Annotated in this window: 19 protein-coding genes; 8 read left to right on the top strand and 11 right to left on the bottom strand. The window is 57.4% G+C overall.

All coding sequences use genetic code 11. The annotated features are described in order from the left end of the window. Positions 1–1,554 carry an alpha-amylase family glycosyl hydrolase gene (locus ACAW74_RS02630; RefSeq protein ID WP_370696634.1) on the bottom strand — a complete coding sequence of 518 codons (1,554 nt, stop codon included), beginning with the start codon at positions 1,552–1,554 and terminating at the stop codon, positions 1–3. A gap of 59 nt (positions 1,555–1,613) precedes the next feature. Continuing rightward, positions 1,614–2,111 carry an Lrp/AsnC ligand binding domain-containing protein gene (locus ACAW74_RS02625; RefSeq protein ID WP_370696633.1) on the bottom strand — a complete coding sequence of 166 codons (498 nt, stop codon included), beginning with the start codon at positions 2,109–2,111 and terminating at the stop codon, positions 1,614–1,616. 568 nt (positions 2,112–2,679) lie between these two features. Between ACAW74_RS02625 and ACAW74_RS02620 the strand changes: the two genes are divergently transcribed. Further along, on the top strand, positions 2,680–3,906 hold the full coding sequence (locus ACAW74_RS02620; protein ID WP_370696632.1) for a DUF819 family protein: 1,227 nt from the start codon (positions 2,680–2,682) through the stop codon (positions 3,904–3,906). A 62-nt stretch (positions 3,907–3,968) separates the two neighbouring features. On the opposite strand, the gene ACAW74_RS02615 is transcribed toward ACAW74_RS02620, so the two are convergent. Continuing rightward, positions 3,969–5,138 carry a glycoside hydrolase family 43 protein gene (locus ACAW74_RS02615; protein ID WP_370696631.1) on the bottom strand — a complete coding sequence of 390 codons (1,170 nt, stop codon included), beginning with the start codon at positions 5,136–5,138 and terminating at the stop codon, positions 3,969–3,971. A gap of 77 nt (positions 5,139–5,215) precedes the next feature. Here ACAW74_RS02615 and ACAW74_RS02610 point away from each other — a divergent pair, with 77 nt between their 5' ends. From ACAW74_RS02610 to ACAW74_RS02600, 3 genes are all read left to right on the top strand, one after another. Further along, positions 5,216–5,386, top strand: coding sequence for a hypothetical protein (locus ACAW74_RS02610; RefSeq protein ID WP_370696630.1), 171 nt, complete (start codon positions 5,216–5,218; stop codon positions 5,384–5,386). 18 nt (positions 5,387–5,404) lie between these two features. After that, entirely contained in the window at positions 5,405–8,572 is a 3,168-nt protein-coding gene (locus ACAW74_RS02605) for a protein O-mannosyl-transferase family (protein WP_370696629.1), read from the top strand. 264 nt (positions 8,573–8,836) lie between these two features. Continuing rightward, entirely contained in the window at positions 8,837–9,412 is a 576-nt protein-coding gene (locus ACAW74_RS02600) for a 1-acyl-sn-glycerol-3-phosphate acyltransferase (protein ID WP_370696628.1), read from the top strand. Positions 9,413–9,515: 103 nt separating this feature from the next. On the opposite strand, the gene lpxB is transcribed toward ACAW74_RS02600, so the two are convergent. Together lpxB and ACAW74_RS02590 are read right to left on the bottom strand one after the other, a co-directional pair. Further along, positions 9,516–10,634 (bottom strand): lipid-A-disaccharide synthase, encoded by a 1,119-nt coding sequence (gene lpxB, locus ACAW74_RS02595; protein ID WP_370696627.1) that lies wholly within the window; start codon positions 10,632–10,634, stop codon positions 9,516–9,518. A gap of 137 nt (positions 10,635–10,771) precedes the next feature. Next, complete coding sequence (locus ACAW74_RS02590) at positions 10,772–11,188, bottom strand: 6-pyruvoyl trahydropterin synthase family protein (protein ID WP_370696626.1); 417 nt, start codon at positions 11,186–11,188, stop codon at positions 10,772–10,774. 369 nt (positions 11,189–11,557) lie between these two features. On the opposite strand from ACAW74_RS02590, the gene rfaD reads away from it, so the two are divergent. Then, positions 11,558–12,523, top strand: a complete 966-nt coding sequence (gene rfaD / locus ACAW74_RS02585; RefSeq protein WP_370696625.1) for an ADP-glyceromanno-heptose 6-epimerase — start codon at positions 11,558–11,560, stop codon at positions 12,521–12,523. A 90-nt stretch (positions 12,524–12,613) separates the two neighbouring features. Here the strand turns inward: rfaD and egtD are convergent, their stop codons facing one another. The 3 genes from egtD to ACAW74_RS02570 are packed head-to-tail and all read right to left on the bottom strand — an operon-like array spanning position 12,614 to position 15,315. Next, positions 12,614–13,597, bottom strand: a complete 984-nt coding sequence (gene egtD, locus ACAW74_RS02580) for an L-histidine N(alpha)-methyltransferase (protein ID WP_370696624.1) — start codon at positions 13,595–13,597, stop codon at positions 12,614–12,616. A gap of 7 nt (positions 13,598–13,604) precedes the next feature. Next, positions 13,605–14,777 (bottom strand): ergothioneine biosynthesis protein EgtB, encoded by a 1,173-nt coding sequence (gene egtB, locus ACAW74_RS02575; protein WP_370696623.1) that lies wholly within the window; start codon positions 14,775–14,777, stop codon positions 13,605–13,607. 43 nt (positions 14,778–14,820) lie between these two features. Next, positions 14,821–15,315 (bottom strand): DUF4126 family protein, encoded by a 495-nt coding sequence (locus ACAW74_RS02570; RefSeq protein WP_370696622.1) that lies wholly within the window; start codon positions 15,313–15,315, stop codon positions 14,821–14,823. An 87-nt stretch (positions 15,316–15,402) separates the two neighbouring features. On the opposite strand from ACAW74_RS02570, the gene ACAW74_RS02565 reads away from it, so the two are divergent. The 3 genes from ACAW74_RS02565 (at position 15,403) to ACAW74_RS02555 (ending at position 19,835) form a co-directional block, all read left to right on the top strand. Then, positions 15,403–16,869 (top strand): ATP-binding cassette domain-containing protein, encoded by a 1,467-nt coding sequence (locus ACAW74_RS02565; RefSeq protein ID WP_370696621.1) that lies wholly within the window; start codon positions 15,403–15,405, stop codon positions 16,867–16,869. A 133-nt stretch (positions 16,870–17,002) separates the two neighbouring features. Beyond that, complete coding sequence (locus ACAW74_RS02560) at positions 17,003–17,881, top strand: bifunctional 5,10-methylenetetrahydrofolate dehydrogenase/5,10-methenyltetrahydrofolate cyclohydrolase (protein ID WP_370696620.1); 879 nt, start codon at positions 17,003–17,005, stop codon at positions 17,879–17,881. A gap of 100 nt (positions 17,882–17,981) precedes the next feature. Further along, positions 17,982–19,835 (top strand): family 10 glycosylhydrolase, encoded by a 1,854-nt coding sequence (locus ACAW74_RS02555; RefSeq protein WP_370696619.1) that lies wholly within the window; start codon positions 17,982–17,984, stop codon positions 19,833–19,835. Positions 19,836–19,838: 3 nt separating this feature from the next. Here ACAW74_RS02555 and ACAW74_RS02550 read toward each other — a convergent pair whose 3' ends face one another. The 3 genes from ACAW74_RS02550 to ACAW74_RS02540 all read right to left on the bottom strand — a co-directional run bounded on the left by ACAW74_RS02550 (position 19,839) and on the right by ACAW74_RS02540 (position 25,699). Next, complete coding sequence (locus ACAW74_RS02550) at positions 19,839–21,320, bottom strand: efflux transporter outer membrane subunit (RefSeq protein ID WP_370696618.1); 1,482 nt, start codon at positions 21,318–21,320, stop codon at positions 19,839–19,841. Further along, entirely contained in the window at positions 21,298–24,495 is a 3,198-nt protein-coding gene (locus ACAW74_RS02545; protein ID WP_370696617.1) for an efflux RND transporter permease subunit, read from the bottom strand. Before ACAW74_RS02545 ends, ACAW74_RS02550 begins: the two co-directional genes overlap by 23 nt. A 67-nt stretch (positions 24,496–24,562) precedes the next feature. After that, a complete protein-coding gene (locus ACAW74_RS02540; RefSeq protein WP_370696616.1) occupies positions 24,563–25,699 on the bottom strand; it encodes an efflux RND transporter periplasmic adaptor subunit in 1,137 nt (378 codons plus the stop codon). Between the last annotated feature and the right edge of the window lies 1 nt (position 25,700).

The following is a 25,700-nucleotide window of genomic DNA, read 5'->3' as shown; positions in this document are numbered from 1 at the left end:
TTACGTCAACACCGTCATCGAATGGGCGGGTAATGTCAGTTTACCGTCGGTCAGGTACGTTCCGTCTGGTTTCGTGGCAAACACGAGCTGGCCAGGTACGTTGCTTTCTGGGGGCAGCATTACCTCGACCGACCTATCAGATACGTTGTGCACGGTCCAGACCTCGCCCGCGTCGTTAGTGCGCCCGAAGGCGACGATGCCCTTCTGGCGAATGCCTGTGAACGACAGGCGGCTGCGGTTGTCGTTCAGCACGGGGTGGCTGTTGCGGAAGGCAATCAGGCGTTTATAATGGCTGAACAGCGAGTTAGGGTCGGTTTGCTGCTGCGCCAGTGGCCGAACGGTGCGGCTAGTCGAGTAGCGGGCACCCCGCTTGAACGGGGCAAGCTCCATCCACCGGGCACGGTCGGGGTCGTGTTTACCAACATTCCAGAGAAACGGCTCGCGGATAAACTCGTCGGGTTTCATGCCGAGCATGCCCAGTTCTTCGCCATAGTAGAGGTATGGATTGCCGGGGAGCGTTAGCAGCAGGTTGGCCGCTACTGTCAGCTTGTTCACGTCGCCGCCAAGCATACTGCCGATGCGGTTCTGATCGTGGTTGGAGAGAATCAGCCCGTCGATAAACTCCGGATTAACCGAGCCATAGGCCGATTGTACATCGTGCAGAAAAGCAATCACGTCGCCCAGATCGTCGCCCCGCCGAATCACGTCGATCAGTTCAAGCGCCAGATCAAAGTTGAAGTTGGCCTGTAATCCCCGAAAGTAGGGGGCTACACGGGCGGGGCGGGTCCAGACCTCACCCACCAGATGCGCGCCGGGTTTGGCCTGTTGCACCACCTGCCCAAATTCTTCCCAGAACTGATGGTTTTTGGGTTCTTCGGTTTCGCGGTAGAGGTGGCGGGCCGCATCGAGCCGGAACCCATCCACGCCGACCTCGGCCAGCCAATAACGAGCGATCTTGTAAATCTCCTCGCGCATGGGTTGATGATCGAAGTTCAGGTCGGGCATCCCGCTCCAGAACATGCCATAATACTGCTCGGTGTTGGGGTTGTGGCGGGCGGCCTTGTCGGCGGTTGGCGGGTAGTGCCAGGGATTCCGTTCGTCGGAGTCGGCGGTAATATCGCGGGTGGCGAGGTTGCGCCGCTTGATTTCGGCGGGTGTGAGCCACTTGTAAAAATGCCGGTAGGGGTTGTCCGGCCCTTTACAGGCTTCCTGAAACCAGTGGTGTTGCAGGCTCGTGTGGTGAATGACAAGATCCATCAGTACGGCAATACCCCGGTTGTGGGCTTCGTCGATGAGCCGCCGGAAATCGGCGAGCGTGCCATAGTCCGGGTCAATGCCGTAGTAGTCGGTAACGTCGTATTTATGGTACGTACCTGAGGTATTGATGGGCATCAGCCAAATGGCTTTGATACCAAGATCCTGCAAATAGTCGAGTTTGCTGGTGACGCCGTTGAGGTCGCCGATACCGTCGTGGTTACTGTCGCAGAAGGCGCGGACGAAAATTTCGTAGTGCACGCCGGTACCGCCGACGGGGATATGCGTAAGAGAAGTCATTGACAGGATAAGCGCGCAATGGGCGAATAGGGTTCCGCCATAAACGCCCAAATTGCCCGTTATTCGTCGCCAACTTCCTGCCCTTCCGTAAACGGCACGGGCCGGTTTACGCTTTCTTCGAGCGAAATGAAGGTTTCGGTGCGCTGAATGCCCTGCACTTTCTGAATCTTGTCGTGCAAGACTTCGCGCAGGTGCAGCGTGTCGCGGCAGACGATCTTGGCAAAAATGCTGTAGATGCCCGTGGTATAGTGGATGTTGACCACCTCCGGAATTTTCATCAGTTCAAGGGCGACTTCGGCGTAGAGTGAACTCTTGTCGAGGTAAATGCCCAGAAAGGCGCTGATGTCCCAGCCCAGCTTGGTGTGATCGATGATAAGTTGTGAACCTTTCACAATGCCCATTTCCTCCATTTTCTTCATCCGGACGTGCACCGTACCGCCCGATACGAAGATGCGTTTACCGATTTCGGTATAAGCCATGGTGGCATCTTGCATCAATAAACTTAGGATTTTTAGGTCGACATTGTCAATTTCAAAATTTTTGACCGCTTTTTCCATGTCAGTTTTGCATTTATGATAACGAAGTTATGCGATTTTTGAGTTAATCGTAAATTTTAGGTTATTTTTATAGAATACTTGCAAAATATGGTTCCGCGTGCTTAACTTTGTCATGTCAAGTTGATCGGGCAGATGAGACAGCCCAGCGAACCAACCTGATTCGTTCTCTTTTCATTGTAGGGTGTCGAAATTGGCAGACGTGCCCTCCTGTCTCGGGGGTGGTGATAAAGGATAAACGCAGCATAATGCCGCTCTTCGGAGCGACTGGGGTTGACCACCAGAGTTGTACTGTAGCTAACTGCACCGTGGGTGGTTCGAGTCCCCCTCCTACAGCATTTTGGTTTTTAGTTTGTTGATGAAGTGTAATTACGACACGCCGGCTCAAGTTGAGGCCGGCGTTGTTTATTTCAGGACAGTCTGAAAAGCCTGTCCTGAGTCTGGAAAGACATTTTAGGTCGATAGCTCAAAGTCTGGAAAGTCTGTTTAGTATTGCCAACTGAGACAAACACCGGTTTGGCTTCCCAGACGTTGGACTCCTTTTCCTGACAAACTTTCCAGATTTGTTCCGATGCCTACCGTTCTTCTTGGCGTTCTCTTTCTGATCATCGCGGCGGTACTGACGTCGGCCAGTAGTTCCCATCCGTTCTGGCGGCGCTTTTATGAGATAGTGCCCACCACGCTCCTCTGTTATTTTCTGCCCTCGCTGCTCACCACGGCTAAACTCGTGGATCAGGCCGCTGTCGATGCGCTTTACGGCGTGGTGTCGCGGCTTTTGCTGCCATGTAGCCTGGTGCTCTTTACGCTGGGCGTCGACGTGCGGGCATTTCGGCGACTGGGGGGTAAGGCGGTGCTGATGTTCGCGGCGTCGGGCGTTAGTATCATGCTGGGCGGGCCGCTGGCCGTCTGGCTGCTGGCGCACGTAGCCCCGTCGCTGGTGGGTGGGGCCGGACCCGATGCCGTCTGGCGCGGGCTGGCTACGCTGGCGGGTACCTGGATTGGCGGCGGTGCCAACCAGACGGCACTCAAAGAAGTATTTCAGCCCAGCGACGCCCTGTTTTCGGCCATCGTTACGGTCGACGTATTCGTGGCCAACATCTGGCTGGGTACGTTGCTGTACGGGGCTGCCCGCTCGGCCCGGATCGACCGTTGGCTGCGGGCCGATGCCTCGGCGGTCGACGCGGTGCGGCAGCGCGTCGAGCAGCAGGCCAACGCCATCCGGCGCATCCCGACGGCTACTGATCTGGTGCAATTGCTGGCGGTTGGTTTTGGCTGCACAGCCGCCGCCACCGCCATCGCCGATCCACTGGCTGCGTACATTACGACGCACTCACCCCTGCTGACGCGCTTCAGTCTGGGTACGTCGTTCTTCTGGCTCGTGGGGCTCGCTACGGCGCTGGGTGTAGGCGCGTCGTTTACGCGGCTGCGCCAGCTGGAAGGGGCGGGGGCATCGTCGGTTGCGACGGTGCTGCTGTACCTGATGATCGCGACGATCGGCTTGAAAATGAACATTTTGGCCATTGCCGATCAGCCAGGGCTGCTGGTGGTGGGCGTGGTCTGGATGGCCTTCCACGTGCTGCTGATGATCGGTTTCAGCCGACTGATTCGAGCGCCGTATTTCTTTCTGGCGGTGGGGAGTCAGGCCTGTATCGGTGGCCCGGCTACAGCCCCGATCGTGGCGGCGGCGTTCCACCCGGCGCTGGCTCCCGTGGGGGTGCTGATGGCTATTCTGGGATACGCCGTGGGTACGTACATGGGCTACGTCTGCGGCGTACTGATGCAGCTGGCAAGCCCCTAGGCCTGTTTACGAACAGAAGGGGCAAGCTCAGGTACGTTACTGCCTGGCGTTGCATCAGCCACTCAACGCGCCTCCACGGGAGGCACTACGCCTGAAGGTAGCTTTTGGGGCGAGGTGGTCGGTCCCGCTATCGTGATTCGACCGTTTTTTACTGTCATACGGTCGATGAACACGACCCGCTCGTCGCCTGTTTTGGCGGTTCGGCCATGGTAAACGCAGAACATCTCGTTGCCATCTGGCGAATAGGCAATGCTGTTGTGGCCCGTGCCGGTTACCGAGCCGCCTTTATCGCTGTTTTTTTCCAGGATGGGGTTGTTGGCCGCCTTCGTATAGGGGCCTAGGGGGGACGTTGCGGTAGCGTATCCGATGGCATAGTACTGCCCCCCAAAGTGATTGGCCGAGTACATCATGTAGTACAGGTTGCCTTTTTTGAAGGTTACCGAGCCCTCCGTCCAGCGCCGGTTTACTTCGCGGGCTGTCACCGACCGACTTTCCCAACTGGCCTGCTTATCGCGGAGCGTAACGGGTGGGCGTAGCAACAGCACCGGCTTGCCAATGACGCCCGAAAAATCGGGTTTCAACTCAACGCCATACACCCAGCTTTCCTCAATTTCGTTGAACCAGCCTTTCTGGCGGGCCAACTGAGCGACCTCACTGGCAACGGCATGTTTATAGCAACAACGCGAATAATAGAGGTAGGCTTTGCCGTTGCTATCCATGAAGACATTGGCATCAATGACGGGGTAACCGGGATCAAACAGCGGTTTGGTTGTCAGGTCGACAAACGGGCCGGTCGGCTTGTCGGCAACGGCCACGCCGATGCGGAAGTTTTCCACTTCATGGGTGGGGTTCTCTTTCCATTGGGCACTGTAAAAGAGGTAAAATTTACCCTTCATCTCATACACCTCGGGCGCCCAGTATGCTCCGTCCCACTTCGCCTTGGGATCGCTCCAGCCATTTTTGTTATCGTGGAAATAGACCTGACCTTCTGATTTCCAGTGCACCATATCGGTAGACGAATAAGCGGCAAACCCACGTTGGGCTCCGCCGCCTGTGCCATACATGTAATAGGTACCCCGGCTGTGTAAAACGTAAGGGTCACCGAATTGCACCGGCAAGGGATTGGTGTACGTTGTCGCTTTGGCCGACGGGCTGCCGGGCGTTGTTTGGGCCAGGGAGGTCGACAGACAAAGGGTAGTCAGCAGAAAAGTCAGGAGCCTGGAGGCGTTCATACGAGCGAGCAGAGTTAGGCTGGCAAAGGTAGGCATATTGTCTCTGGAGAAGCCGTTTGTGAACAGCAGACTAGGGAATGGACGCCTGGCACAGTCGGGATGAACGCGTTATTGGGTACGTTGCCGGGGCCTGTCGGGGCCGATTCGGTATGGCGTTTACCGAAGCTATTAGCGAAGCTTTCACCGAAGCTTTCACATTAATTAACAGCCTGCCCGCCGCTGTTTTCGCTATTTTTGGCCCCGACTGACATTAACACCTACACAATATGCTTTCCTACAAACGCCTGAATAACCTCACAGGCTGGGTACTGTTTGGCATCGCGCTGATCACCTACGCGCTGACTGTCGAACGAACAGCCAGCTTCTGGGATTGTGGCGAATTCATTGCCTGTGCCTATAAACTTCAGGTGCCGCACCCCCCCGGTGCCCCTTTCTTCCTACTACTGGGACGGCTGTTTTCGTTCCTGTCGGGCGGCGACGTGACCAAGGTGGCGTACTGGGTAAACATGGTGTCGGTGCTATCGAGCGCCGGTACGATTCTGTTTCTGTACTGGACCATCACGCTGCTGATTCAGAAAGCCATGGTGCCGTCAGGTACGTTGGCTGTGGCTGAACACATCAACGCCGCTGAACCCAATTACTCACTGGCCGACAAACTGCTGATCGTTGGGTCGGGGGCCGTTGGGGCGCTGGTGTATACCTTCTCCGATACGTTCTGGTTCTCGGCGGTTGAAGCCGAAGTGTACGGGCTGTCGTCGTTCTTCACAGCTATCGTCGTCTGGGCGGCGCTGCGGTGGGAGCGGATCGAAAACGAAGCCATGGCCAACCGCTGGCTGTTGCTCATTGCCTACCTCACCGGCCTGTCGATCGGTGTTCACTTGCTGAACCTCGTGACCCTGCCCGCGCTGGCGCTGCTGTTCTACTACAAGCATTATAACCGCCTGTCGCCGCGCGACCTGCTGGCGACGCTGCTGCTGGGCGTGATGCTCATGCTGGGGCTGCTGCTGCTCGAAGACGTGATCTGGCGGACCATCTACATGGCGGTGTTGGTGGGTGCCTATATTATGGTACTGCGGCTTGCCCCGGCTACGCGCTACACCAAACCCACGCTCTGGGGTGTCGTGATGGCGTTCAGCATCGGGATGGCGTTCCTCGGGGTGATCAACGCGGGTGTGATTCCCGGCTTGCCGAGCTCGGGTTTTGCCATCGAACGTTTTGCCGTTAACACCCTGGGGCTGCCCTTCAACACGGGGGTTATCGCCTTTGTGGTCCTGTTCTTCGGTGCACTAATCTACCTCATCCTGTGGTCGGCCCGTAAACGCAACGTGGCACTGCACACGGGGCTGCTGGCCTTCGCCTTCGTGCTGATCGGTTATGCGTCGTTTATTCAGGTATTGGTGCGGTCGAACTACAACCCGCCCATTAATGAAAACGACCCCAGCGATGCGCTCAACTTTATCTCCTATCTGAAACGGGAGCAGTATGGCAGCCGGTCGCTGAGCTACGGGCCCATCTTTACGGCTGAACCTACCGGGCAGGAAACCGACAAGAGCAAGCTGGAACCGGTGTACATGAAGACCAAAACGGGCTACGAAATTTTCGATTACAAGCCCGTTTATACCTACGACAAAGGCGATCAGATGCTGTTTCCGCGTGTGTGGAGCACGCAGGGGCGTCACCCTCAGCTGTACCGGCAGCAGCTGGGTCTGGCCGAAGGACAGAAGCCAAGCATGGGCGATAACCTGAAATTCTTCTTCAGCTATCAGCTTGGCCACATGTGGGCGCGGTACCTGATGTGGAACTTCGCCGGGCGTGAAAGCGACGTGGAAGGTGCCCACTACCTGACGCCCTTCTCAAGCAGCCGCAACCTGCCCGAACAGCTTCAGACCAACAAAGGCCGCGATAATTTCTACATGCTGCCGCTGCTATTGGCCCTGCTCGGGATTGTGTTCCAGGCGTTCCGGCGCGGTGGCGACTTCCTGGTGGTGTTGCTGCTCTTTTTCTTCACGGGTATTGCCCTGCAAATCTTCCTCAATTCGCCGCCCGAAGAGCCCCGCGAGCGTGACTACATCTACGTGGGTTCGTTCTATTTCTTCGCCATCTGGGTGGGCTTCGGCGTGATGTCGATTGCCGACGGGCTGAAGAATTTTGTGAAAAATGCCGCCGCACGAAATGGGCTGGTGGCTGGCCTGGCCCTGCTGGTTCCGCTGATGATGGGCTTCAAGAGTTGGGATAACCACGACCGCTCGAACCGCTATCACTCGGTCGATTTCGCCAAAAACCTGCTCAATTCGTGCGCACCCAACGCCATCCTGTTTACCGGCGGCGACAACGACACCTTCCCGCTCTGGTATGTGCAGGAGGTAGAGGGTTTCCGGCGCGACGTGCGGGTGTGTAACCTCAGCCTGCTGGGTACGGAGTGGTACATTCAGCAGATGAAGCGCAAGACCTACGAGTCGGATGCCCTGCCCATTTCGCTGGATATGGAGCAGTTCAATAAAGGCAAAAACGACATTGTGCTCTACTACGCCAATCCGTCGGTGAAAAGCGGGATCGACCTGAAGCAGTACATCAACCTGATCAAACAGAACAGCCCCGCCATTCAGGTGCCGCTGACGACGGGCGAGATGGCCAATACGCTACCGTCGTCGACGCTGTTCCTGTCGGTCGATAAGGCGGCGGTCGATAAGGCCAAATTTGTGCCGGCCGATCTGCGCCCCTACGTGAAGGATACGTTGCAATGGACGGTTGGCGAGCGCAACCTGTACAAGCCCGACCTGATCATGCTTGATATCATTGCTACCAACAACTGGCAGCGGCCCATCTATTTCTCGGCAACGCTGGGTGGCGAAAGCTACCTCAACCTGCGCGATCACATGCAGCTGGAAGGTTACGCCTACCGCCTGATGCCCGTGTCGATTCCGGGCGCGCAGGACGGCTACGTGAACACCGACGTCATGTACAACAACATGATGAACAAAATGGCGTGGCGTGAGATGAACAACCCCAAGGTGTATTACGACGAAACCTACAAGGGGTCGCCGGTGATTTCGGCCCGGATTGCGTTCTTCCGCCTGGCCGATCAATTGCAACGTGAAGGACGTACCCAGCAGGCGAAACAGGCGCTCGAGCGGAGCCTGACGGTCATTCCTGATAAGGCAATACCATACGATCAGGTATCGGCTACCTATGTCCGGCTGCTACTTGAAATTGGTGAGACCAAGCGCGCCGCCGAGATTGCTGATACCATGAGCCGCCGCGCCGACGAGAATCTGACGTATTACGAACAAACGGGACATACCGTCGCCGATACCAATGCCGATCTGTATGGGCTGCAAGTACTGGCCGAGGCCTATAAGGAAGCCAAACAGACCCAACAGGCCCAGAAATACGAAGCTCTGCTCCAAAAACACCTGGGCATTGTAGGGCAGTAGTGAGGTTCAACGGTAGATGTCCAAGGTTCAACGTTGCATTTGTCCACCATAATGGAAATTCGGGCAAGCAACTTTGAACCTTGGACATTTAACGTTGAACCCCTATTCCCCTTATCTTTGCGCCAACTTTCACTGATATCATGACACACGATACCATTTCGACCATCGGGACTCTTATTTTTTACGCCGTATTGCTGATTGCCTCGTTCATCACCGGTCGTTGGCTCGTAAGCAAAGAGCGTAACTACTAACACTCGAACCTCGATGCTCGGTGCGTTTTTAACCCGGCTGTATCACGCGCTGGGCTGGGCACTTGTAGGGCCACGTCCCAACGTACCCAAGGCGTTATGGGTCGTGGCTCCACATTCAACCAACTGGGATTTTCCGCTGGGTTTGTGGATCCGGCACGAGCTGGATATTTACATAGGCTATCTGGCCAAAAGTTCGCTCTTTACCTGGTATGCCGGGTGGCTCTTCAAAGCATTGGGCGGTACGCCCGTTTATCGCGACAAGACCAATAACCTGGTCGATGCTGTCGCCGATACGTTCAACCGGCATTCCGTGCTGCACGTCTGTATCACGCCCGAAGGCACCCGCAGTGACGTCAGCAAGCTCAAAACCGGTTTTTATTACATGGCCCTCAAGGCCAATGTCCCGCTCATTCTCGTTGGTTTCGACTGGACGCGCAAGCGCATCGTCTTGAGCGAACCCATGTACATGACCGGCGATTTCCAGCGCGACATGCTGCCCTTCTATCAGTTCTTCGCCCAACTGGCACCACCCCACAAAACGTGGCTGACCAACTGGATGAAAACGGGTATCATACCGGAGGGAAAATAGGGGGCTGATGCTCAAAGTTCAACGTCCAAGGTCCAATGCTCAACGGGGCTGTCGCAGGTGTACTACTAGCGCGACAGCCCCGTTGAACATTGGACCTTGGACGTTAAACTGATCCTTTAAGATCTTCCACGATCGCGGCGCCGGTGCGCTCAGAAGCCCCCGGATCGCCCATAAGCTGCTGCAACGTTGCGTAACCGGCTAGCATAGCGGCGCGGCCCTTGCCCGTTGGCAAAATCGCACTTAATTCGTGTGCAGCCCGGGTGGGGTTGAGTTCGTCCTGAATCAACTCGGTAACCAGCGGTCGATCGACGATGAGGTTGACCAGCGAAATGTAGGGAACCGCAATCAGCCGTTTGGCAATCGCATAACTGAGCCACGACGTTTTGTAGCAAACCACCTGCGGCACGTTGAGCAGCGCCGTTTCGAGCGTAGCCGTCCCTGAGGTCACCAGCGCCGCCACCGACTGTTTCAGCAGGTCGTAGGCCGAATCGGCCACACGCTTGACCTGCGGGTAATTGGCCAGCATCTCGTCGTAAAGGTCGGTGGGCAGGTTGCTCACCGTGCCCACCACAAACTCATAATCGGGAAACTGCTTGGCTGTGGCGAGCATAATCGGCAGCATGGCCGTGATTTCCTGTCGGCGGCTGCCGGGGAGTAACGCCACAATAGGCCGTGTCGACGTACCCAGCCTGCTTAGAAACTGCGGATCGGGCTGATGCTGGGCGAGCGCATCGAGCAGCGGATTGCCGACAAACTCAACCGGGTAATCGTACTTGTTGAAAAACGTTTTCTCAAACGGCAGAATAACAAACAGCCGGTCGACGTTGGCTTTGATCGCCAGAGCGCGGCGCTGATTCCAGGCCCACACTTTGGGTGAGATGTAATAGTAGACCCGAATGCCGTGCTTTTTGGCCCATTTGGCCATCCTGAGGTTGAAACCGGCGTAGTCGATCAGGATGAGGGCGTCGGGACGATTGGCGAGCACATCGGCCTGGCACTCGCGCAGCAGGCGGCGGATGGTGCCCAGGTTTTTGGCCACCTCCCAGAAACCCATAAAGGCCAGATCGCGGTAATGTCGCACGAGCGTGGCTCCGGCGGCTTCCATCTGCTCGCCGCCCCAGGCACGTACCTGCGCCGCCTCGTCGTGCTGCCGAATAGCCCGGATGAGGTTCGCCCCGTGCAGATCGCCCGACCGCTCGCCGGCAATAAGATAGTAGGTCATGGTAATGTATAATGTATCGCAGCGGCGGGCCGTGATGTATAATGTACAAGGGTAGAGTAGCCTAACGTACCTGCCTCTCTGGAGTCATTGTACATTATACATCACGGCCCGCCGCTGCGGTACATTATATTGTCAATTCACTCCCCATAATAATCCACAAAATTCTTGGGGGTTTCGATGAGGCGGATCTGGTAGAGCCGGGCTTCGGTGAGGGGTTGTAGCGCCGCTTCCAGAATCTTCCAGATTTCCATCACCAGCACTTCGCAGCTCGCCATTTTACCCTGCATGAAGGGCACGTCTAGATTGATATTTTTGTGATCCAGCTGCTCGATAATCTCGCGTTTGATCACATCGCCCAGCACCTTCAGGTCGATGACAAAACCCGTGTCGGGGTCCAGCTCGCCTTTGACCGTCACAATCAGTTCGAAGTTGTGGCCGTGCCAGTTGTGGTTGGCGCAGGGCCCAAAAACTTCTTTATTACGCTCGTCGGACCAGTTGGGGTTGTACAGCCGGTGGGCGGCGTTGAAATGTTCTTTACGACTAATATAAACCATTGGGTCTGGTTAGTTAACGGCGGTTACCAGACAACGCCGAGACATTGAGGCCGCAAAGGTACGTGTTTTGCGCTGTAACGGTAAAATGCAATCAAGAAGCAGCAAGGATAAGCCTTGGCAAAACAGGATTGTCTAAGAAAATAGGCGATCGATAAACCCGGAGTTAAAGCGATTTGCCAGTCCGGTTAACAAGTGATTAGTTATATAAAAAGCAATAATTGGTTGCTCTGAGTTGGAATAGTTCAATTTAATCTATAAATACGGTATGGTTTAGTACAAACAAAGCCTGTACCTTTACATCCGCTTTTTTGTATTCGATAGCCCTATCATCCTCGCTGTTACCGGTAAGACGTCTAACGAAAACTGTTTATGATCATTGTTACGGGGGCTGCCGGTTTCATCGGTAGCTGTTTGATTAGTAAGCTCAACCAGGAAAATTTCAATTACATTATTGCTGTTGACGACTTTTCAAATCCTGACAAAGAGCCGAACCTTGCTAACAAGCATATTCAGGAGTACGTTGACCGTGAACACTTTTTCGAGTGGCTCGACCGCAATTACCAGGAGGTCGAATTTCTGTTCCATATTGGGGCCCGCACCGACACCACTGAGTTTGACTATACGGTATTCGACCACCTGAACGTCGCGTATTCGAAGCAGATCTGGGAGAAGTGCGTTGAGTATCAGATTCCGCTGGTCTACGCCTCGTCGGCCGCTACCTATGGCCTGGGCGAGCTGGGTTATGACGACAACGAGTCGCTGGTGCCACAACTGAAGCCGCTGAATCCCTATGGGGAATCGAAAAACGAGTTCGACATCTGGGCATTGCAGCAGGAGCGCAAACCGTTTTTCTGGGCGGGCTTGAAGTTTTTCAACGTCTACGGCCCCAACGAATACCATAAAGGCCGCATGGCGTCGGTTATTTTCCACGCCCACAAACAGATTGGCCAAACCGGCGGCATGAAGCTGTTCCGCTCGCACAACCCCGACTATACCGACGGGGGGCAGATGCGCGACTTCGTGTACGTGAAGGATGTGCTGGATGTGTGCCTGTTTCTGATGCACCACCGGCGCAATTCGGGCATTTACAACCTCGGCAGTGGTACGGCCCGCACCTTCCTCGATCTGGCCAACAACACGTTTGCGGCGATGGACCTCGATCCACAGATTACATTTATCGACACGCCCGCCGACATTCGCGACAAGTACCAGTACTACACGCAGGCCAACATGGCCAAACTCCGCTCGATCGGCTACGAAAAACCCTTCCATTCTCTCGAAGCCGGCATCGCCGACTACGTCCGTAACTACCTGCAAGGAGGGAAGTATTTGTAAGTTCAATGTTCAACGTCCAATGTTCAACGGGCTGTCGCAAGTGTACTGTTAGTGCGACAGCCCGTTGAACATTGGACGTTGAACATTGAACTAACTTTTCCTGTATACCACGTCGGCGAAGTAATGGCGGCAATCGGTGAGCCAATGGGTCAGTGTAAAGCCCGTTTGTGAGGCAAGCTGCTCGATGCCGTCCCGCGTAAACTTCCGCGAAATTTCGGTGTGAATGAAGTCGCCATAGGCAAAGGAAACGGTCATGTCCAGCGCCCGAATGGTGACGGTCTGTTTGGTTTGGCTGATCAGGTAGCTGCGGGCTTCACCACTTTCGGGATCGTAGAGTTCGTAGTGGTCGAAAGTGGCCAGGTTGAAATTCGCGTCGAGGTCGCGGTTGAGGCGACGCAGCAAATTCAGGTTGAACGCTTTAGTAAGCCCCTGCCGGTCGTTGTAGGCGGCGTGAATCACAGCGGGATGCTTTTGCAGGTCGAAACCCGTCAGAACCAGGTCGCCTGGCCGAAGCTGCTGGCTGATTTGGCTGTAAAACGCAAGGGCATCAGCAGGCGTAAAGTTGCCGATGTTAGACCCCAGAAATAGCACCACCTGCCGGGGGGCGTCGGGGGCCTGGGTAGCCAGTTGGGCCAGCGCCTCGGTGTAGTCGCCCAGTTGCGGCCGCACGGCTAGCTCGGGTAATTTCTGCGCCAGATCGGCCGTCAGACCATCCAGCGCCGCCGCCGAAATATCGACAGGTACGTAGGTAAATTGCGCCCTCTGCTCGACAAAATGTGAAAGCAGCAGCTTGGTTTTCAGGCCATCGCCCGCACCGAGCTCAATCAGGTTGAAGGGGCGGTTGTCGGCTCCAAACAGGGCCAGGAGCTGCTCCTTGTTCGTATCCAGAATCTCATACTCGCTGCGAGTAAGGTAGTACTCGGGCAGGTGCATGATTTCGCTGAAGAGCCGACTCCCTTCATCGTCGTAAAAAAAACGCGACGACAATCGTTTGGGGTGACCCGTGAGACCCCGGCGGACTTCATCGGCCAGTGCGGTGTCGAGGGTGTTGACGTTAGGTTGGTCGAGCGTCATGGTTCGGTTAATGGGCCAGCCGGATGCCGGTGTATTGCCACTGTTTGTCGGGTTGAAAAAAATTGCGGTACGTGGGCCGAATCGACTCGGGCGGCGTGGCCACTGAGGCGCCGCGCAACACCATCTGGCTACTCATAAACTTACCATTGTATTCGCCCACGGCCCCCGGCGCGGTCGAGAAACCGGGATAGGGGAGGTAGGCCGAACCGGTCCATTCCCAGCGTTGGCCCGTGTTGGGTAGGCCCTGTAACCGAGCAGTCTCCCACTCAAACTCGCTGGGCAGGCGCTTGCCGCGCCAGCGGGCGTAGGCATCGGCTTCATAGAAACTGACGTGGCAAACCGGCGCATCGGGGTCGATGGGTTGCAGGCCCGCAAAGGTGTAGTGCTGCCACTGCCCATCGACAGGATGCCAGTAGAGCGGCGAACGTACCTGATTGGCATTGACCCAGGCCCAGCCGTCGGACAGCCAGTGCTGAAACTGCTCGTAGCCACCTGCTTCCATAAAGGCAAGGTATTCCGCATTGGTGACCAACGTACCTGACAGCGTGGTCGTGTTCAGGTACGTTCGGTGAGCACCCAGTTCGTTATCAAAGCAGAAGTCGTTGCCCTGATAACCAACCGTGTAAACGCCTTCCTCGATTGTGACAGACGCTGCATCAGGCTGTGGCCTATGCTCTTCGACGGGAATGTCGAGCGGCGGGAAGAGCGGGTTGTGGCCCAGCGTGTATTTGATGTCGGTGACGAGCAGTTCCTGATGTTGCCGTTCGTGTTCGATGCCCAGCGTAATCAGGCTGGTCAGCGCGGCGTCTTGGGTGAAGTCGGTCAGAAAACGGTCCATCTGTTCGTCGACGTAGGTTCGGTACCGGAAGACCTCGGCCACGGTAGGGCGGCTGAGGTTACCCCGCTGGGTACGTAGCGATCGCCGACCGACCGTTTCGTAATAGCTGTTGAAGACGAAGCTGAATTCGTCGTGAAAAACTTGGTAGCCCGGCAGATTGGGCTGAAGCACAAACGTTTCCCAAAACCAGGTAGTGTGGCCCAGGTGCCATTTGGCCGGCGAGGCGTCGGCCATAGGTTGTACCACGTAATCTTCGGTTTCGAGCCCGGCGCAGAGGCGTACCGTCTGGGCGCGAAGCTGCTGGAACGAAGCGGCCAGCGTATCGGAAGGGGCGAGGAGCATGAACAGAAAAGGTGGGCGATTCGGCCCGTAGCTACTAAACCCGTTAGCGGGTCGAAGTGTTACCGACACCAACTGCATTGGCAACCTGCCAGCCAGCGCCCAGGGTAAGCGCATCTTCTAACAGCGCCACGGCTGTATCGGGCAGGCCTCGGTCGTGGGTGAGGTAACGCCGTACATGAAAGAACGCAAACGTACCAACCAAGGCACCTGCTGCCCCTAATACGGCACCAAGTCGACTTGAGCTTCCCTGGGTCGCACTGATGGCTGCCCCACAAACGGCACCCGAGGCCAACCGGACGATAAGCTGCGGCGGCGTGGTACGGTCGGGGCCATTCGGCGCTTTATCGCCCAGCAGCTCGGTGCCTGCCAATACCGCTAACGTTTTGGATGCATTAGGCGTAGTTAGAAAGTGCAATCGGCTGTTGGCTAATGGGTTGCCGGCCGACTGGCTTAGGTGGCGACTCAGCAGCGCCGGGGCCGAAAGAGCACGCATACCGGCAACAACGCCGATCAGAAAGGGGGAAAATGAAGCTGTCATACGGAGATAAGATGGTAAGGGTTGAACCGCTGACTGACCATACTGTTCAGGTACCATAGTTTGTGGGCGTATCTTTGCTCGCGATCTATGCAACCTGACCAACCTCTCATTGCGTTAACCAACGCCACATTCCGGCGCGTTGGGGCATCGGCAAGCGGCAGCCCGTTTGCTTTATCGAACCTGAACTGGGCCCTTCGGCCGGGCGATCATTGGGCCATTTTAGGGCCGACGGGTTCAGGGAAAAGCCTGTTTCTGGATGCGCTGGCCGGGCGGATTGGCGTGGCGGCGGGCCAGCGGCGTTATGCGCCCGATCTGTCGCTGACGGCCATCAATCTGGTGCCACGCGATTTTTCGTTCGATCGGCGGGTGGCGAGTGCGGCCCAATTCTACCAGCAACGCTACAGTGCCGATGCCGCCCAACTGGCTCCCACCGTCTGGGCCGTGTTGCAGGAACAGGTGCTCCCCGTCGGGACGGTCGACCCGGCGTCGGTAACGCTGCCGCCACCGGCGCACCCGGCTGAGTGGCTGGCCGAGGTGGCCCAGACGATGCAGATCACGCACCTGCTCGACCGCCCGCTGACGTCGCTCTCCAATGGTGAAACCCGCCGGACGCTGCTGGCCCGGACGCTGTTGCGCCGCCCGCGTGTGCTGCTGCTCGACAACCCGTTTGTGGGACTGGATGCCCACAGCCGCGCGCTATTGCACGAAACCCTCAACCGCGTGGCCCAGTTGGGCGTGTCGCTGGTGTTAGTCACCGACGAGCGCGAAATCCCGACGGCCATTACCCATCGACTACACCTGACCGCGCCTACTCACGTCGACAACGTGCTGCCGACTCCCGAACCCGCCCGGCGGCAATCGGCGACGGTGGGTACGTTCACCAACGCCATCGTGCTGCGCGACGTGCGGGTACGTTACGGCGATACGGTGGTGCTGGACGCGATCAACTGGACGGTGCGGCGGGGCGAAAAATGGGCCTTGCTGGGACCAAATGGCTCGGGGAAAAGTACGCTGCTGAGCCTCATTACGGCTGATAACCCACAGGCCTACGCCAACCACGTCGAGCTGTTCGACCGGCGGCGCGGGGTGGGGCAGAGCATCTGGGCGGTGAAGCAACGCATGGGTTTTGTATCGCCCGAACTGCATCTGTATTTCGACCGGAACACCACCGTCTGGTCGGCGGTGGCGTCGGGCCTGTTCGATTCGATGGGCCTGTTTCGGAAACTGACCGATGAACAAACGGCACAGGTGACGGCCCAACTGCACGCGCTCGACCTTTGGCGACTACGGGGTGAGCCGCTGTCGGCCTTATCGGTAGGGCAGCAGCGCTGGACGCTGCTGGCGCGGGCCTTGGTGAAGCAACCACCCCTGCTGATCCTGGACGAACCCACGCAGGGTCTCGACACGCCGCATATCGATGCGTTCCGAACCCTCATCGACACGTATTGCACGCAGGCGCCCGATACGACGCTGGTGTATGTGACCCACTACCCCGACGAACTGCCCCGTTGCATCACGCAAACGCTCCGGCTGGAAAAGGGGAAAGTGGTTTAGCGTCTAACGTTTAAGGTTTGATGTTGGCTGACGCATAAGTATTGCTGACGCGTCAGCCAACATCAAACCTTAAACATCAAACCTTAAACGCCAAACCCTCCCTTATCTTCGCGCAACCATTACGTAGGGCATTATGATTCTTTTGGACGGTAAATTACTTTCTGCTCAGATCAAGCAGGAGATTGCGGCAGACGTCGCGCAGATTAAGGCCGAAGGCGGCAAAATTCCTCATCTGGTAGCGATTTTGGTCGGCACGGCTGGTCGGTCAGAGACTTACGTAGCCAGTAAGATGAAAAGCTGCGAGGAAGTGGGTATGAACTCGACACTGATTCGATTCGACGACGACGTGACCGAAGCCGAACTGCTCGCCGCTGTGACCGATGTAAATAACAACCCCGATATGGACGGGCTGATTGTGCAACTGCCGCTGCCGAAGCACATCAACCCCGACAAGGTGATGGAGACGATTCTGCCCGCCAAGGATGTCGATGGATTCCACCCGATCAACATCGGGCGTATGGCAAAAGGCCTGCCTGCCTACGTGTCGGCCACGCCGCAGGGCATTCTGGAAATGCTGAAACGCTACGATATTTCAACCAGCGGCAAGCACTGCGTAGTGGTGGGCCGTAGCCAGATTGTGGGTCTGCCCATGAGCATCCTGATGCAACGCAACGAGTACCCCGGTAACTGCACCGTTACCTTGACGCACTCGAAAACGCAGAATCTGGCCGAAATTTGCCGCTCAGCCGATATACTGATTGCGGCGCTGGGTCGTCCCGAATTCATCACCGCCGACATGGTCAAGGAAGGCGCCGTGGTGATCGATGTAGGTTTGGAGCGTGTGCCGGACGCGAGCAAAAAAAGCGGCTTTGCCCTGAAAGGCGATGTGAAGTTCGACGAGGTAGCTTCCAAAACCAGCTACATCACACCCGTACCCGGTGGCGTTGGCCTGATGACCATCTGCTCGCTGATGCAAAACACACTCAAAGCCGCCCGCCGCGAGGTGTACTGAGCTATACGCTTACGGTGCGTTGATGCGTTTTCGGGAAGATAAGCGCATCGACGCACGCCCAAATTCCCCGATTCCCTAACCCTAGCTTTATTCAACGTTAATGGCTGCACGTTTCCGCAACGTACTCCCTGTTTGGCTTGCTCTTTTACTGTGTGCGCTGTGCCTGTTATCCGGTTCCGAATCGCTGGCCCAACCCAAGCGTGAATTCCGGGCTGCCTGGATCGCCACGGTCAGCAATATCGATTGGCCATCGCGGCCGGGGTTGTCGGCTGATCAGCAGCGGGCTGAGTTTGTCACGATCCTCAACCAGCATCAGCAGGCGGGTCTCAATGCCGTAGTGGTGCAGGTACGTAGCGCCTGCGATGCGCTCTACCCGAGTGCGTTTGAACCTTGGGCTGAGGTGCTTACGGGTCGGCAGGGTCAGGCTCCCGACTACGACCCGCTGGCCTTTATGATTGCTGAATGCCACAAACGGGGAATGGAGTTTCATGCCTGGTTCAATCCGTACCGTGCCGTGTCCAACACACAGGTAGCCTCGTTGCATGCCGGCCACATCGCCCGCAAACGCCCCGACTGGCTGCTGGCGCAGGGTACGTTACGCATTCTGAACCCCGGCCTGCCCGATGTACGCAACTACGTGGCGGGCGTAATCATGGACGTGGTACGCCGCTATGACATCGACGGGGTGCACTTCGACGACTATTTCTACCCGTATCCGCCCGGCCCAGGTACGTTGCCGTTCAACGATGACGCTTCCTTTGCGGCCAATAAGCGCGGCTTTACCAACCGAGCGGCGTGGCGGCGCGACAACGTCAATCTCTTCATCAAACAAATGGCCGACAGCCTTCAGGCGACCAAACCGTGGGTGAAATTTGGCGTGTCGCCGTTTGGAATCTGGCAAAACAAATCGGCGGCTCAACCGCTGGGGTCAACGAGCCATGGCCTGCAAAGCTACAGCGACATCTACGCCGACTCACGGCAGTGGATACAGGCGGGTTGGCTCGACTACGTGGCACCGCAACTGTACTGGAACAGCAAGCAGACGTCGGCCAATTATGGGCAGTTGGTGCCGTGGTGGTCGGCGGTGGTGCAGAGCAGTCCGGCTACGGCGGGTATCAACCGACATCTGTACATCGGGCAGGCAGCCTATCGGGTGGGGGCTATCGGCGAAAGTGCGACCTGGAAGGTAGCGGGCCATATGCCTGACCAGCTTCGGCTTAACCGCAGTACTGTAGCCGTACAGGGCAGTATTTTTTATAGCACCTCGACGTTCAACCGGAATCCGCTGGGCCTGCGCGACAGTCTGCGCACGGCGGCGTTCTACGGACGCCCCGCCCTGCGCCCGGCCATGCCCTGGAAACACAATACGCCGCTGCCCGCTCCCTTGCAACTCCAGGCAGAGCGGCAGAACAATCGGGTGGTGCTACGCTGGCAAAAGCCCACAACGGGTACTGCCGAGCTGAACCGCATCCGGCAGTTTGCGGTGTATCGCTTTATCGACGGGCAGGTAGTGTCGACCGAAGACCCGACGGCCCTACTGGCCATAACGGCCACCGATACCACGGCGTTTGACGACACCAACGTACCTGAGGGGCGCACGGTACGTTACCTGGTTACGGCCCTGAATCGGCTGCACACCGAAAGCCCGGCTAGCAACGTGGCGGTAGCATCGGGGGGCGCCGACGAGGAACCGGAAGGTTTTGATCTGCGCCTGTCGCCCAATCAGGTATCTGAACGGGTCATGATTGATTATGAACTACCTACCGAATGCACGGTGCGGCTGGGTATCCGCGACACCGCTGGGCGACCGATCACCCAACTACCCGAACAGCGGCAGCCTGCCGGTACGTACAGCATTCTGTTCCGCCCGACTCAACTGCCCAGTGGGGTGTATTTTGTGGTGTTGCAGGCCAACGGCCATCAGCTCTCGCGCCGGATGCTGGTGGCGCATTAACGCTTATTCCCAACCGCCACCCAGCGCACGATACAGATCGGTCAGGGCCAGGAACTGCGCCTGTTTTGTGTTAATGAGCGCCAGTTCAGCTTCCAATACGCTGCGTTGGGCCGTGATCACCTCCAGATACGAGGCATACCCGGTAGCAAACAGATCGTTGGAGGTGCTCACGGCCTGCCGAAGGGTAGTCACTTCCTGTGTTTGCCAATTGGCCACTTGCCGGAAATTATCCACAGCCTGTAGCTGTGTACTCACCTCACTAAAGCCCGTCAGCACGGTCTGCCGGTAGCGGAAAAACGCCTCGCGGCTTTGCGCGATCGACCCGCGATAATTGGCTTTCAGGAAACGACGATTGAAGAGCGGGGCCGACAGCCCGCCCAACAAACCGGCGGCAATGGAACCGGGATTGGCCAGGGTGGCTACGCGGAAAGCGTTGAGACCGAGGTAAGCCGACAGGTTGAGGCTGGGCAAAAACTCGGCCCGCGCCACCTCCACATCGACGTTGGTGGCCTGAAGCTCCAGTTCAGCCTGCCGGATGTCGGGGCGACGAACGAGCATCTGCGTAGGCAGACCTGCCAGCGCCTGACCCGGCAGTTCGCGGTCTTCCAGCGACCGGCCGCGGGCAATGGGTTGCGGGTATCGCCCTAGCAGCTGATTTAACTCGTTTTCGGCTTGTACCAGTTGCTGACGTACCTGACCCTGGCGGCTACGCGTATTCAGTAACTGGGCGGCAAACTGCTGCACGGCCAGCTCGGTAACCCGACCCGCCTGTTTCTGTACCCGCACCAGTTCGAGTGCCCGTTGCTGAAAATCAATGTTCTCCTGAATGATGTTAAGTTCGCCGTCCAGCGCGAGCAGAGCGTAGTAATACCGCGCTACCTGCGCCACCAGACTCGTCACCACGGCCTGCCGCCCCCGTTCAGAGGCCAGCAGCCGCAGGTAAGCGGCCTTGCGCCGGTTGCGGAGTTTGCCCCAGATGTCGAGTTCCCAGGTGCTGCGGAAGCCGAGAAAATAGTCGGGCGTGGGGTTCGGGATGAGCCTGCTCCCGCGAATGTTGTTCGACAGGTTCGTGTCGAAGTTACCCACGCCATTGAGTGTGTATTGCCCGTAACGATCGACACCCGCCGACGCCACGGCGTTGATCTGCGGCGCCAGGAACCCCCGGCTGTAGTCGAATGTAGCTTGCGCCTGCTCAATGCGTTGCAGGGCGATGCGTAGGTCGAGGTTATGGACCAGCGCCGTGTCGATCAACGCGACCAGTGCCGGTTCGGCGAAAAACGCCCGCCACGACTGACTGGCTATCGTCGTTGAATCCGTACCCGGCTGATCGCTAAACGAAGACGGCACCGAGGTGTTGCGGCTATCGTTGAGCGGGACGGCGTCGGGCTGAAACAGGGGTTTTACCGACTGACAGCCCGCCAGCAGCGCGACCGCCGCCAGATAGCCGGTTTTTTTGACAAACTCAGGAATGAACAATCGTACCATTAACGTGCTGTTGTGTGGACACTGAATGCAAAGGCGCATCGTCATCTTCTTCGTCGTGCGTCGTTTGGTTGCCGGAGCGTTCACCCAGTTTAGCGAAGAAGACATACAGACCCGGAATAAGCACCAGCCCGAAGATCGTGCCGATGAGCATACCCCCGGCGGCAGCCGTACCGATGGAGCGGTTGCCCAGCGCCCCGGCCCCCGATGCGATGCAGAGTGGAATTAGCCCGGCGATGAAGGCGAAGGAGGTCATCAGGATAGGGCGCAGGCGCGAGACGGCTCCTTCGAGGGCGGCGTCCAGAATGGAGGCCCCTTCCTGCTTGCGCTGGTTGGCAAACTCAACGATCAGGATGGCGTTTTTACCCAGCAGCCCGATGAGCATCACCAGCGATACCTGGGCGTAAATGTTGTTTTGCAGACCCGCCAGTTGCAGGCACAGGAAGGCGCCAAACACCCCCGTTGGTAGCGAGAGCAGCACAGGCAGCGGCAGCAGCAAACTTTCGTATTGGGCCACGAGCAGCAGGTACACAAACACCAGACAGATGGCAAAAATGTAGATCGCCTGATTGCCCGACAGCACCTCTTCGCGCGACATGCCCGACCACTCGTAGCCAAATCCTTTGGGGAGCGATTCGGCGGCTACCTCCTGAATGGCCCGGATGGCATCGCCGCTACTGTAGCCGGGTGTGGCGTCGCCGTTGATCATGGCCGAGGTATACATGTTGTAGCGCGTGAGCTGCTCGGGACCGTAGACCCGCTCCAGCCGGACGAAATTGGTGTAGGGCACCATCTCGCCCTGATCATTCTTCACGCGCATGTTCAGCACGTCTTCGGGCTTGGAGCGGTAGCGCGGATCGGCCTGCACCATCACCTTATACATCTGCCCGAACCGGATGAAGTTAGAGGCGTAATAACTACCCATCAGCGTTTGCAGCGTGCTCATGGCGTTGTCGATGGAAACGCCCTGTTGCGCAGCTTTTTCCTGATCGACGTGGAGCAGATACTGCGGAAAACTGGGGTCGAAGCTGGTGAAGGCATCCCGGATTTCGGGGCGTTTTTTCAGGGCGGCCATGAAATCTTTGGCGGCGTCGGCGGTCTGTTGCAGATCGCCGCTGCGGCCCCGGTCGAGCAGGCGAAGCTCGAAACCGCTGGAGTTACCAAAGCCAGGCACGGTGGGCGGCGGGAAAAACTGAATGCTGGCGTCGGTGATACCTTTGGTTTCTTCTTCCAGCCGGTCGATCAGCTCCTGTACCGATTCGGCGCGGTCTTCCCACGGTTTGAGGTTGATCATGCCCATGCCATACGATGCCCCGGCCCCGTCGGTCAGCAGGCTATAGCCGGCCAGCGTCGAGACGTTTTCGACCGCTTCCATGTCCGAAGCCACGGCTTCAATGGCATCCAGCACTTTCTCCGTCCGCGACACGGTGGCCCCGGCGGGCGTGGTTACGTTGACATAGATCATGCCCTGATCTTCGGTTGGAATAAAGCCGCCGGGCAGGATGGTACTGATTCCCCACGTACCCAGCACGAACAGCGCCAGGATACCCCAGGTAATCACCCCCCGGTCGATGATGCGCCGCAGCAGTGACTGGTACCACCGGGCCAGCGACTCGTAACCCCGGTTGAATCCGGCAAAGAACTGCCCGACCAGGCCCTTCTGCTCGCCGTGGTTGGCCCGCAGCAGCAGCGCACACAGGGCAGGCGTGAGCGTGAGGGCGTTAACCCCCGAGATCACGATGGCAATGGCCAGCGTCAGCGAAAACTGCCGGTAGAAAATCCCCACCGGCCCCGACATGAACGCCACCGGCACGAATACCGCCGACATCACGAGCGTAATCGCCACGATGGCCCCGGCAATGTCGCCCATGGCCGCAAAGGTGGCGGCCCTTGGTTTCATGTGGTCGTGTTCCATCTTGGCGTGTACGGCCTCGACCACTACAATGGCGTTGTCGACCACGATCCCGATGGCCAGCACCAGCGCGAAGAGCGTGAGCAGGTTGATCGAAAACCCGATCATGCTCATGAAGGCGAACGTACCCACTAGTGCTACTGGCACCGCTAGCGCGCAGATGAGCGTCGAGCGCCAGTCTTGCAGGAACAGAAATACAATGATGAACACCAGCACAAACGCTTCCATCAGCGTGCGCACCACCTCGTGGATAGAGGCGTCGAGGAAGCGCGACACGTCGTAGGCGTAATTGTAGGTCATGCCCGGCGGGAACGAACTGACTTTCAGCTCTTCCATCCGTTTCTTCACGTTGGCGATCACGTCGCGGGCGTTGGAGCCGGGCCGCTGCTTGAGCATGATGGCCGCTGATGGTCGACCGTCCGTTTTCGACAGCACCTCGTAACTGGCCGACCCAAACTCGACTTCGGCCACATCCCGCAACCGCAGAAAAGACCCGTCGGGGTTGGTTCGTAATACCAGGTCTTCGTATTGTTTGGGCTCGAAAAACTTACCCGTATACCGAAGTACGTATTGCAGCACCTGCGGGTCGCGGTCGGCACTTTCACCGGCTTTACCGGGCGCGGCTTCAACGTTTTGCCGCCGGATGGCCTGCACCACGTCATCGGCCGACACTTCGTAGACGGTCATGCGGTCGGGTTTGAGCCACACGCGCATTGAGTAATCGCGGTTACCCATGATGGCGGCAAAACCCACGCCGTCGATCCGTTTCAACTCGGCCAGTACGTTGATGTCGGCGAAGTTGTAAATGAATTTTTCGTCGACCGACGGATCACTGCTGACGATGTTGAGGTACAGCAGCATACTATTAACCTCTTTTTCGGTGACCACCCCGGCCTTGATCACTTCCTCAGGCAGTTCGTCGAGTACCGTCGTGACGCGGTTCTGCACGTTGACGGCCGCCAGATCGGGATCGGTGCCGACTTTGAAAAAGATGGTGATGAGCGTGGTGCCGTCATTCCCCGAAATCGACGTCATGTACGTCATGTCGGGCACGCCGTTGATGGCCCGTTCGAGGGGCGTGGCGACGGCCTTTACGCAGACGTCGGCGCTGGCACCCGTGTATTTGGTCGTTACCGTTACCGACGGCGGCACAATGTCGGGAAACTGGGTAACGGGCAGGCCGGTGAGGGCCAGTACACCCAGCAGCACAATCAGCACCGAAATAACGGTGGATAGTAACGGCCTTTTGATGAACGTGTTGAACATAGGGATATGGAGCATTGGCCATCCGCTCGGTACCGAAACGAATGGTCGACAATGAACAGGAAAGAGGCTACTGCATCGATGCGAAGAGAATCTTCAGGCTGTCGGCATTGAGCGGACGCGGCACGATTTTCATCCCGTCTTTCAGGCTCTGAATGCCTTCATACACCACGCGGTCGCCGGCCTTCAGGCCCGACTGCACGATGTAAAACTGCTCGACGCGGCTGCGGGGCACGAAAGGCCGAATCCGCACTTTGTTGCCCCCGTCGACGACATACACGAAGTTTTTGTCCTGCACCTCAAATACGGCTTTCTGCGGTACGAGCAGGGCGTCGTCAACGTCGTTACTCAGGCGAATTTTGCCCGTTGAGCCGTGCCGGAGCAACTGTTTCGGGTTCGGGAAACGCGCCCGGAACGCGATGGTGCCCGAGTTTCCTTCGAAAATGGTTTCGGTGGTTTCGATTTTGCCTTTGTGGCTGTAGGGCGTATCGTCGGCCAGCACCAGGTCGACCTCCCGAATGGTGGTCTTGTTGGGGTCGCTTCGTTTTTTGATGAAGGCCAGGTATTCTTTCTCCGAGACGTTGAAATAGGCGTACATCTCACGCAGGTCGGAGATGGTCGTCAGCAGGGCCCCTTCTTCGAGCAGGCTACCCCGTTTGAACGGAATCCGGTTGATGACCCCGTTGAAGGGCGCCCGGATGTTGGTGAGCGACATCAGCAACTGGGCGTTGGCCAGCGATGCTTTGGCCTGATCAATGGCCGCCCGGGCCGACGAAACTTTGGCGCGGGCCAGCTTCAGTTCGGAGGGCGAGATGACGTTTTTATCGACCAGTAGCTTGACCCGGTCCATCTCGACCAGTGCCGACTGCTCCTGAGCGGCCGCGCTTTCCATACTTGCCTGGGCCTCGGCAATTTTTACCCTGTACTCGGCCGGATTCAGCTGGAACAGTAACTGCCCCTGCTTCACCGATTGCCCTTCATCGACGAGGATTTTATCGAGGTAACCACCTACCCGAGCGCGTACTTCCACGTTTTGAACGGCTTCCAGGTTGCCGGCATAGTCGTGGTCGAGGGTGGCGTCTTGCCGGGTGAGCTGAACAACGGGTAATTCAGGGGCGGCTTCGGCCTGTTTGGTCTCTTGCTGACCCGAGCAGCCAGCCAATAACAGGCTAGAAAGCAAAACTTTTATCGTTGAGTTTGGTATCATG

The organism is Fibrella musci (assembly GCF_041321105.1).
GTDB lineage: Bacteria > Bacteroidota > Bacteroidia > Cytophagales > Spirosomataceae > Fibrella > Fibrella musci.
The sequence above is the reverse complement of the archived record's forward strand: the minus strand, read 5'-3'. Positions and strand labels throughout refer to the sequence as shown.

Coding starts and splice junctions, on each gene's coding strand:
- ACAW74_RS02620 (WP_370696632.1), top strand. CDS start 2,680: ATGCCTACCGTTCTTCTTGGCGTTCTCTTTCTGATCATCGCGGCGGTA.
- rfaD (WP_370696625.1), top strand. CDS start 11,558: ATGATCATTGTTACGGGGGCTGCCGGTTTCATCGGTAGCTGTTTGATT.
- ACAW74_RS02555 (WP_370696619.1), top strand. CDS start 17,982: ATGGCTGCACGTTTCCGCAACGTACTCCCTGTTTGGCTTGCTCTTTTA.
- ACAW74_RS02630 (WP_370696634.1), bottom strand. CDS start 1,554: ATGACTTCTCTTACGCATATCCCCGTCGGCGGTACCGGCGTGCACTAC.
- ACAW74_RS02570 (WP_370696622.1), bottom strand. CDS start 15,315: ATGACAGCTTCATTTTCCCCCTTTCTGATCGGCGTTGTTGCCGGTATG.
- ACAW74_RS02545 (WP_370696617.1), bottom strand. CDS start 24,495: ATGTTCAACACGTTCATCAAAAGGCCGTTACTATCCACCGTTATTTCG.
- ACAW74_RS02625 (WP_370696633.1), bottom strand. CDS start 2,111: ATGGAAAAAGCGGTCAAAAATTTTGAAATTGACAATGTCGACCTAAAA.
- ACAW74_RS02560 (WP_370696620.1), top strand. CDS start 17,003: ATGATTCTTTTGGACGGTAAATTACTTTCTGCTCAGATCAAGCAGGAG.
- ACAW74_RS02600 (WP_370696628.1), top strand. CDS start 8,837: ATGCTCGGTGCGTTTTTAACCCGGCTGTATCACGCGCTGGGCTGGGCA.
- lpxB (WP_370696627.1), bottom strand. CDS start 10,634: ATGACCTACTATCTTATTGCCGGCGAGCGGTCGGGCGATCTGCACGGG.
- ACAW74_RS02605 (WP_370696629.1), top strand. CDS start 5,405: ATGCTTTCCTACAAACGCCTGAATAACCTCACAGGCTGGGTACTGTTT.
- ACAW74_RS02540 (WP_370696616.1), bottom strand. CDS start 25,699: ATGATACCAAACTCAACGATAAAAGTTTTGCTTTCTAGCCTGTTATTG.
- egtD (WP_370696624.1), bottom strand. CDS start 13,597: ATGACGCTCGACCAACCTAACGTCAACACCCTCGACACCGCACTGGCC.
- egtB (WP_370696623.1), bottom strand. CDS start 14,777: ATGCTCCTCGCCCCTTCCGATACGCTGGCCGCTTCGTTCCAGCAGCTT.
- ACAW74_RS02615 (WP_370696631.1), bottom strand. CDS start 5,138: ATGAACGCCTCCAGGCTCCTGACTTTTCTGCTGACTACCCTTTGTCTG.
- ACAW74_RS02550 (WP_370696618.1), bottom strand. CDS start 21,320: ATGGTACGATTGTTCATTCCTGAGTTTGTCAAAAAAACCGGCTATCTG.
- ACAW74_RS02610 (WP_370696630.1), top strand. CDS start 5,216: ATGGACGCCTGGCACAGTCGGGATGAACGCGTTATTGGGTACGTTGCC.
- ACAW74_RS02565 (WP_370696621.1), top strand. CDS start 15,403: ATGCAACCTGACCAACCTCTCATTGCGTTAACCAACGCCACATTCCGG.
- ACAW74_RS02590 (WP_370696626.1), bottom strand. CDS start 11,188: ATGGTTTATATTAGTCGTAAAGAACATTTCAACGCCGCCCACCGGCTG.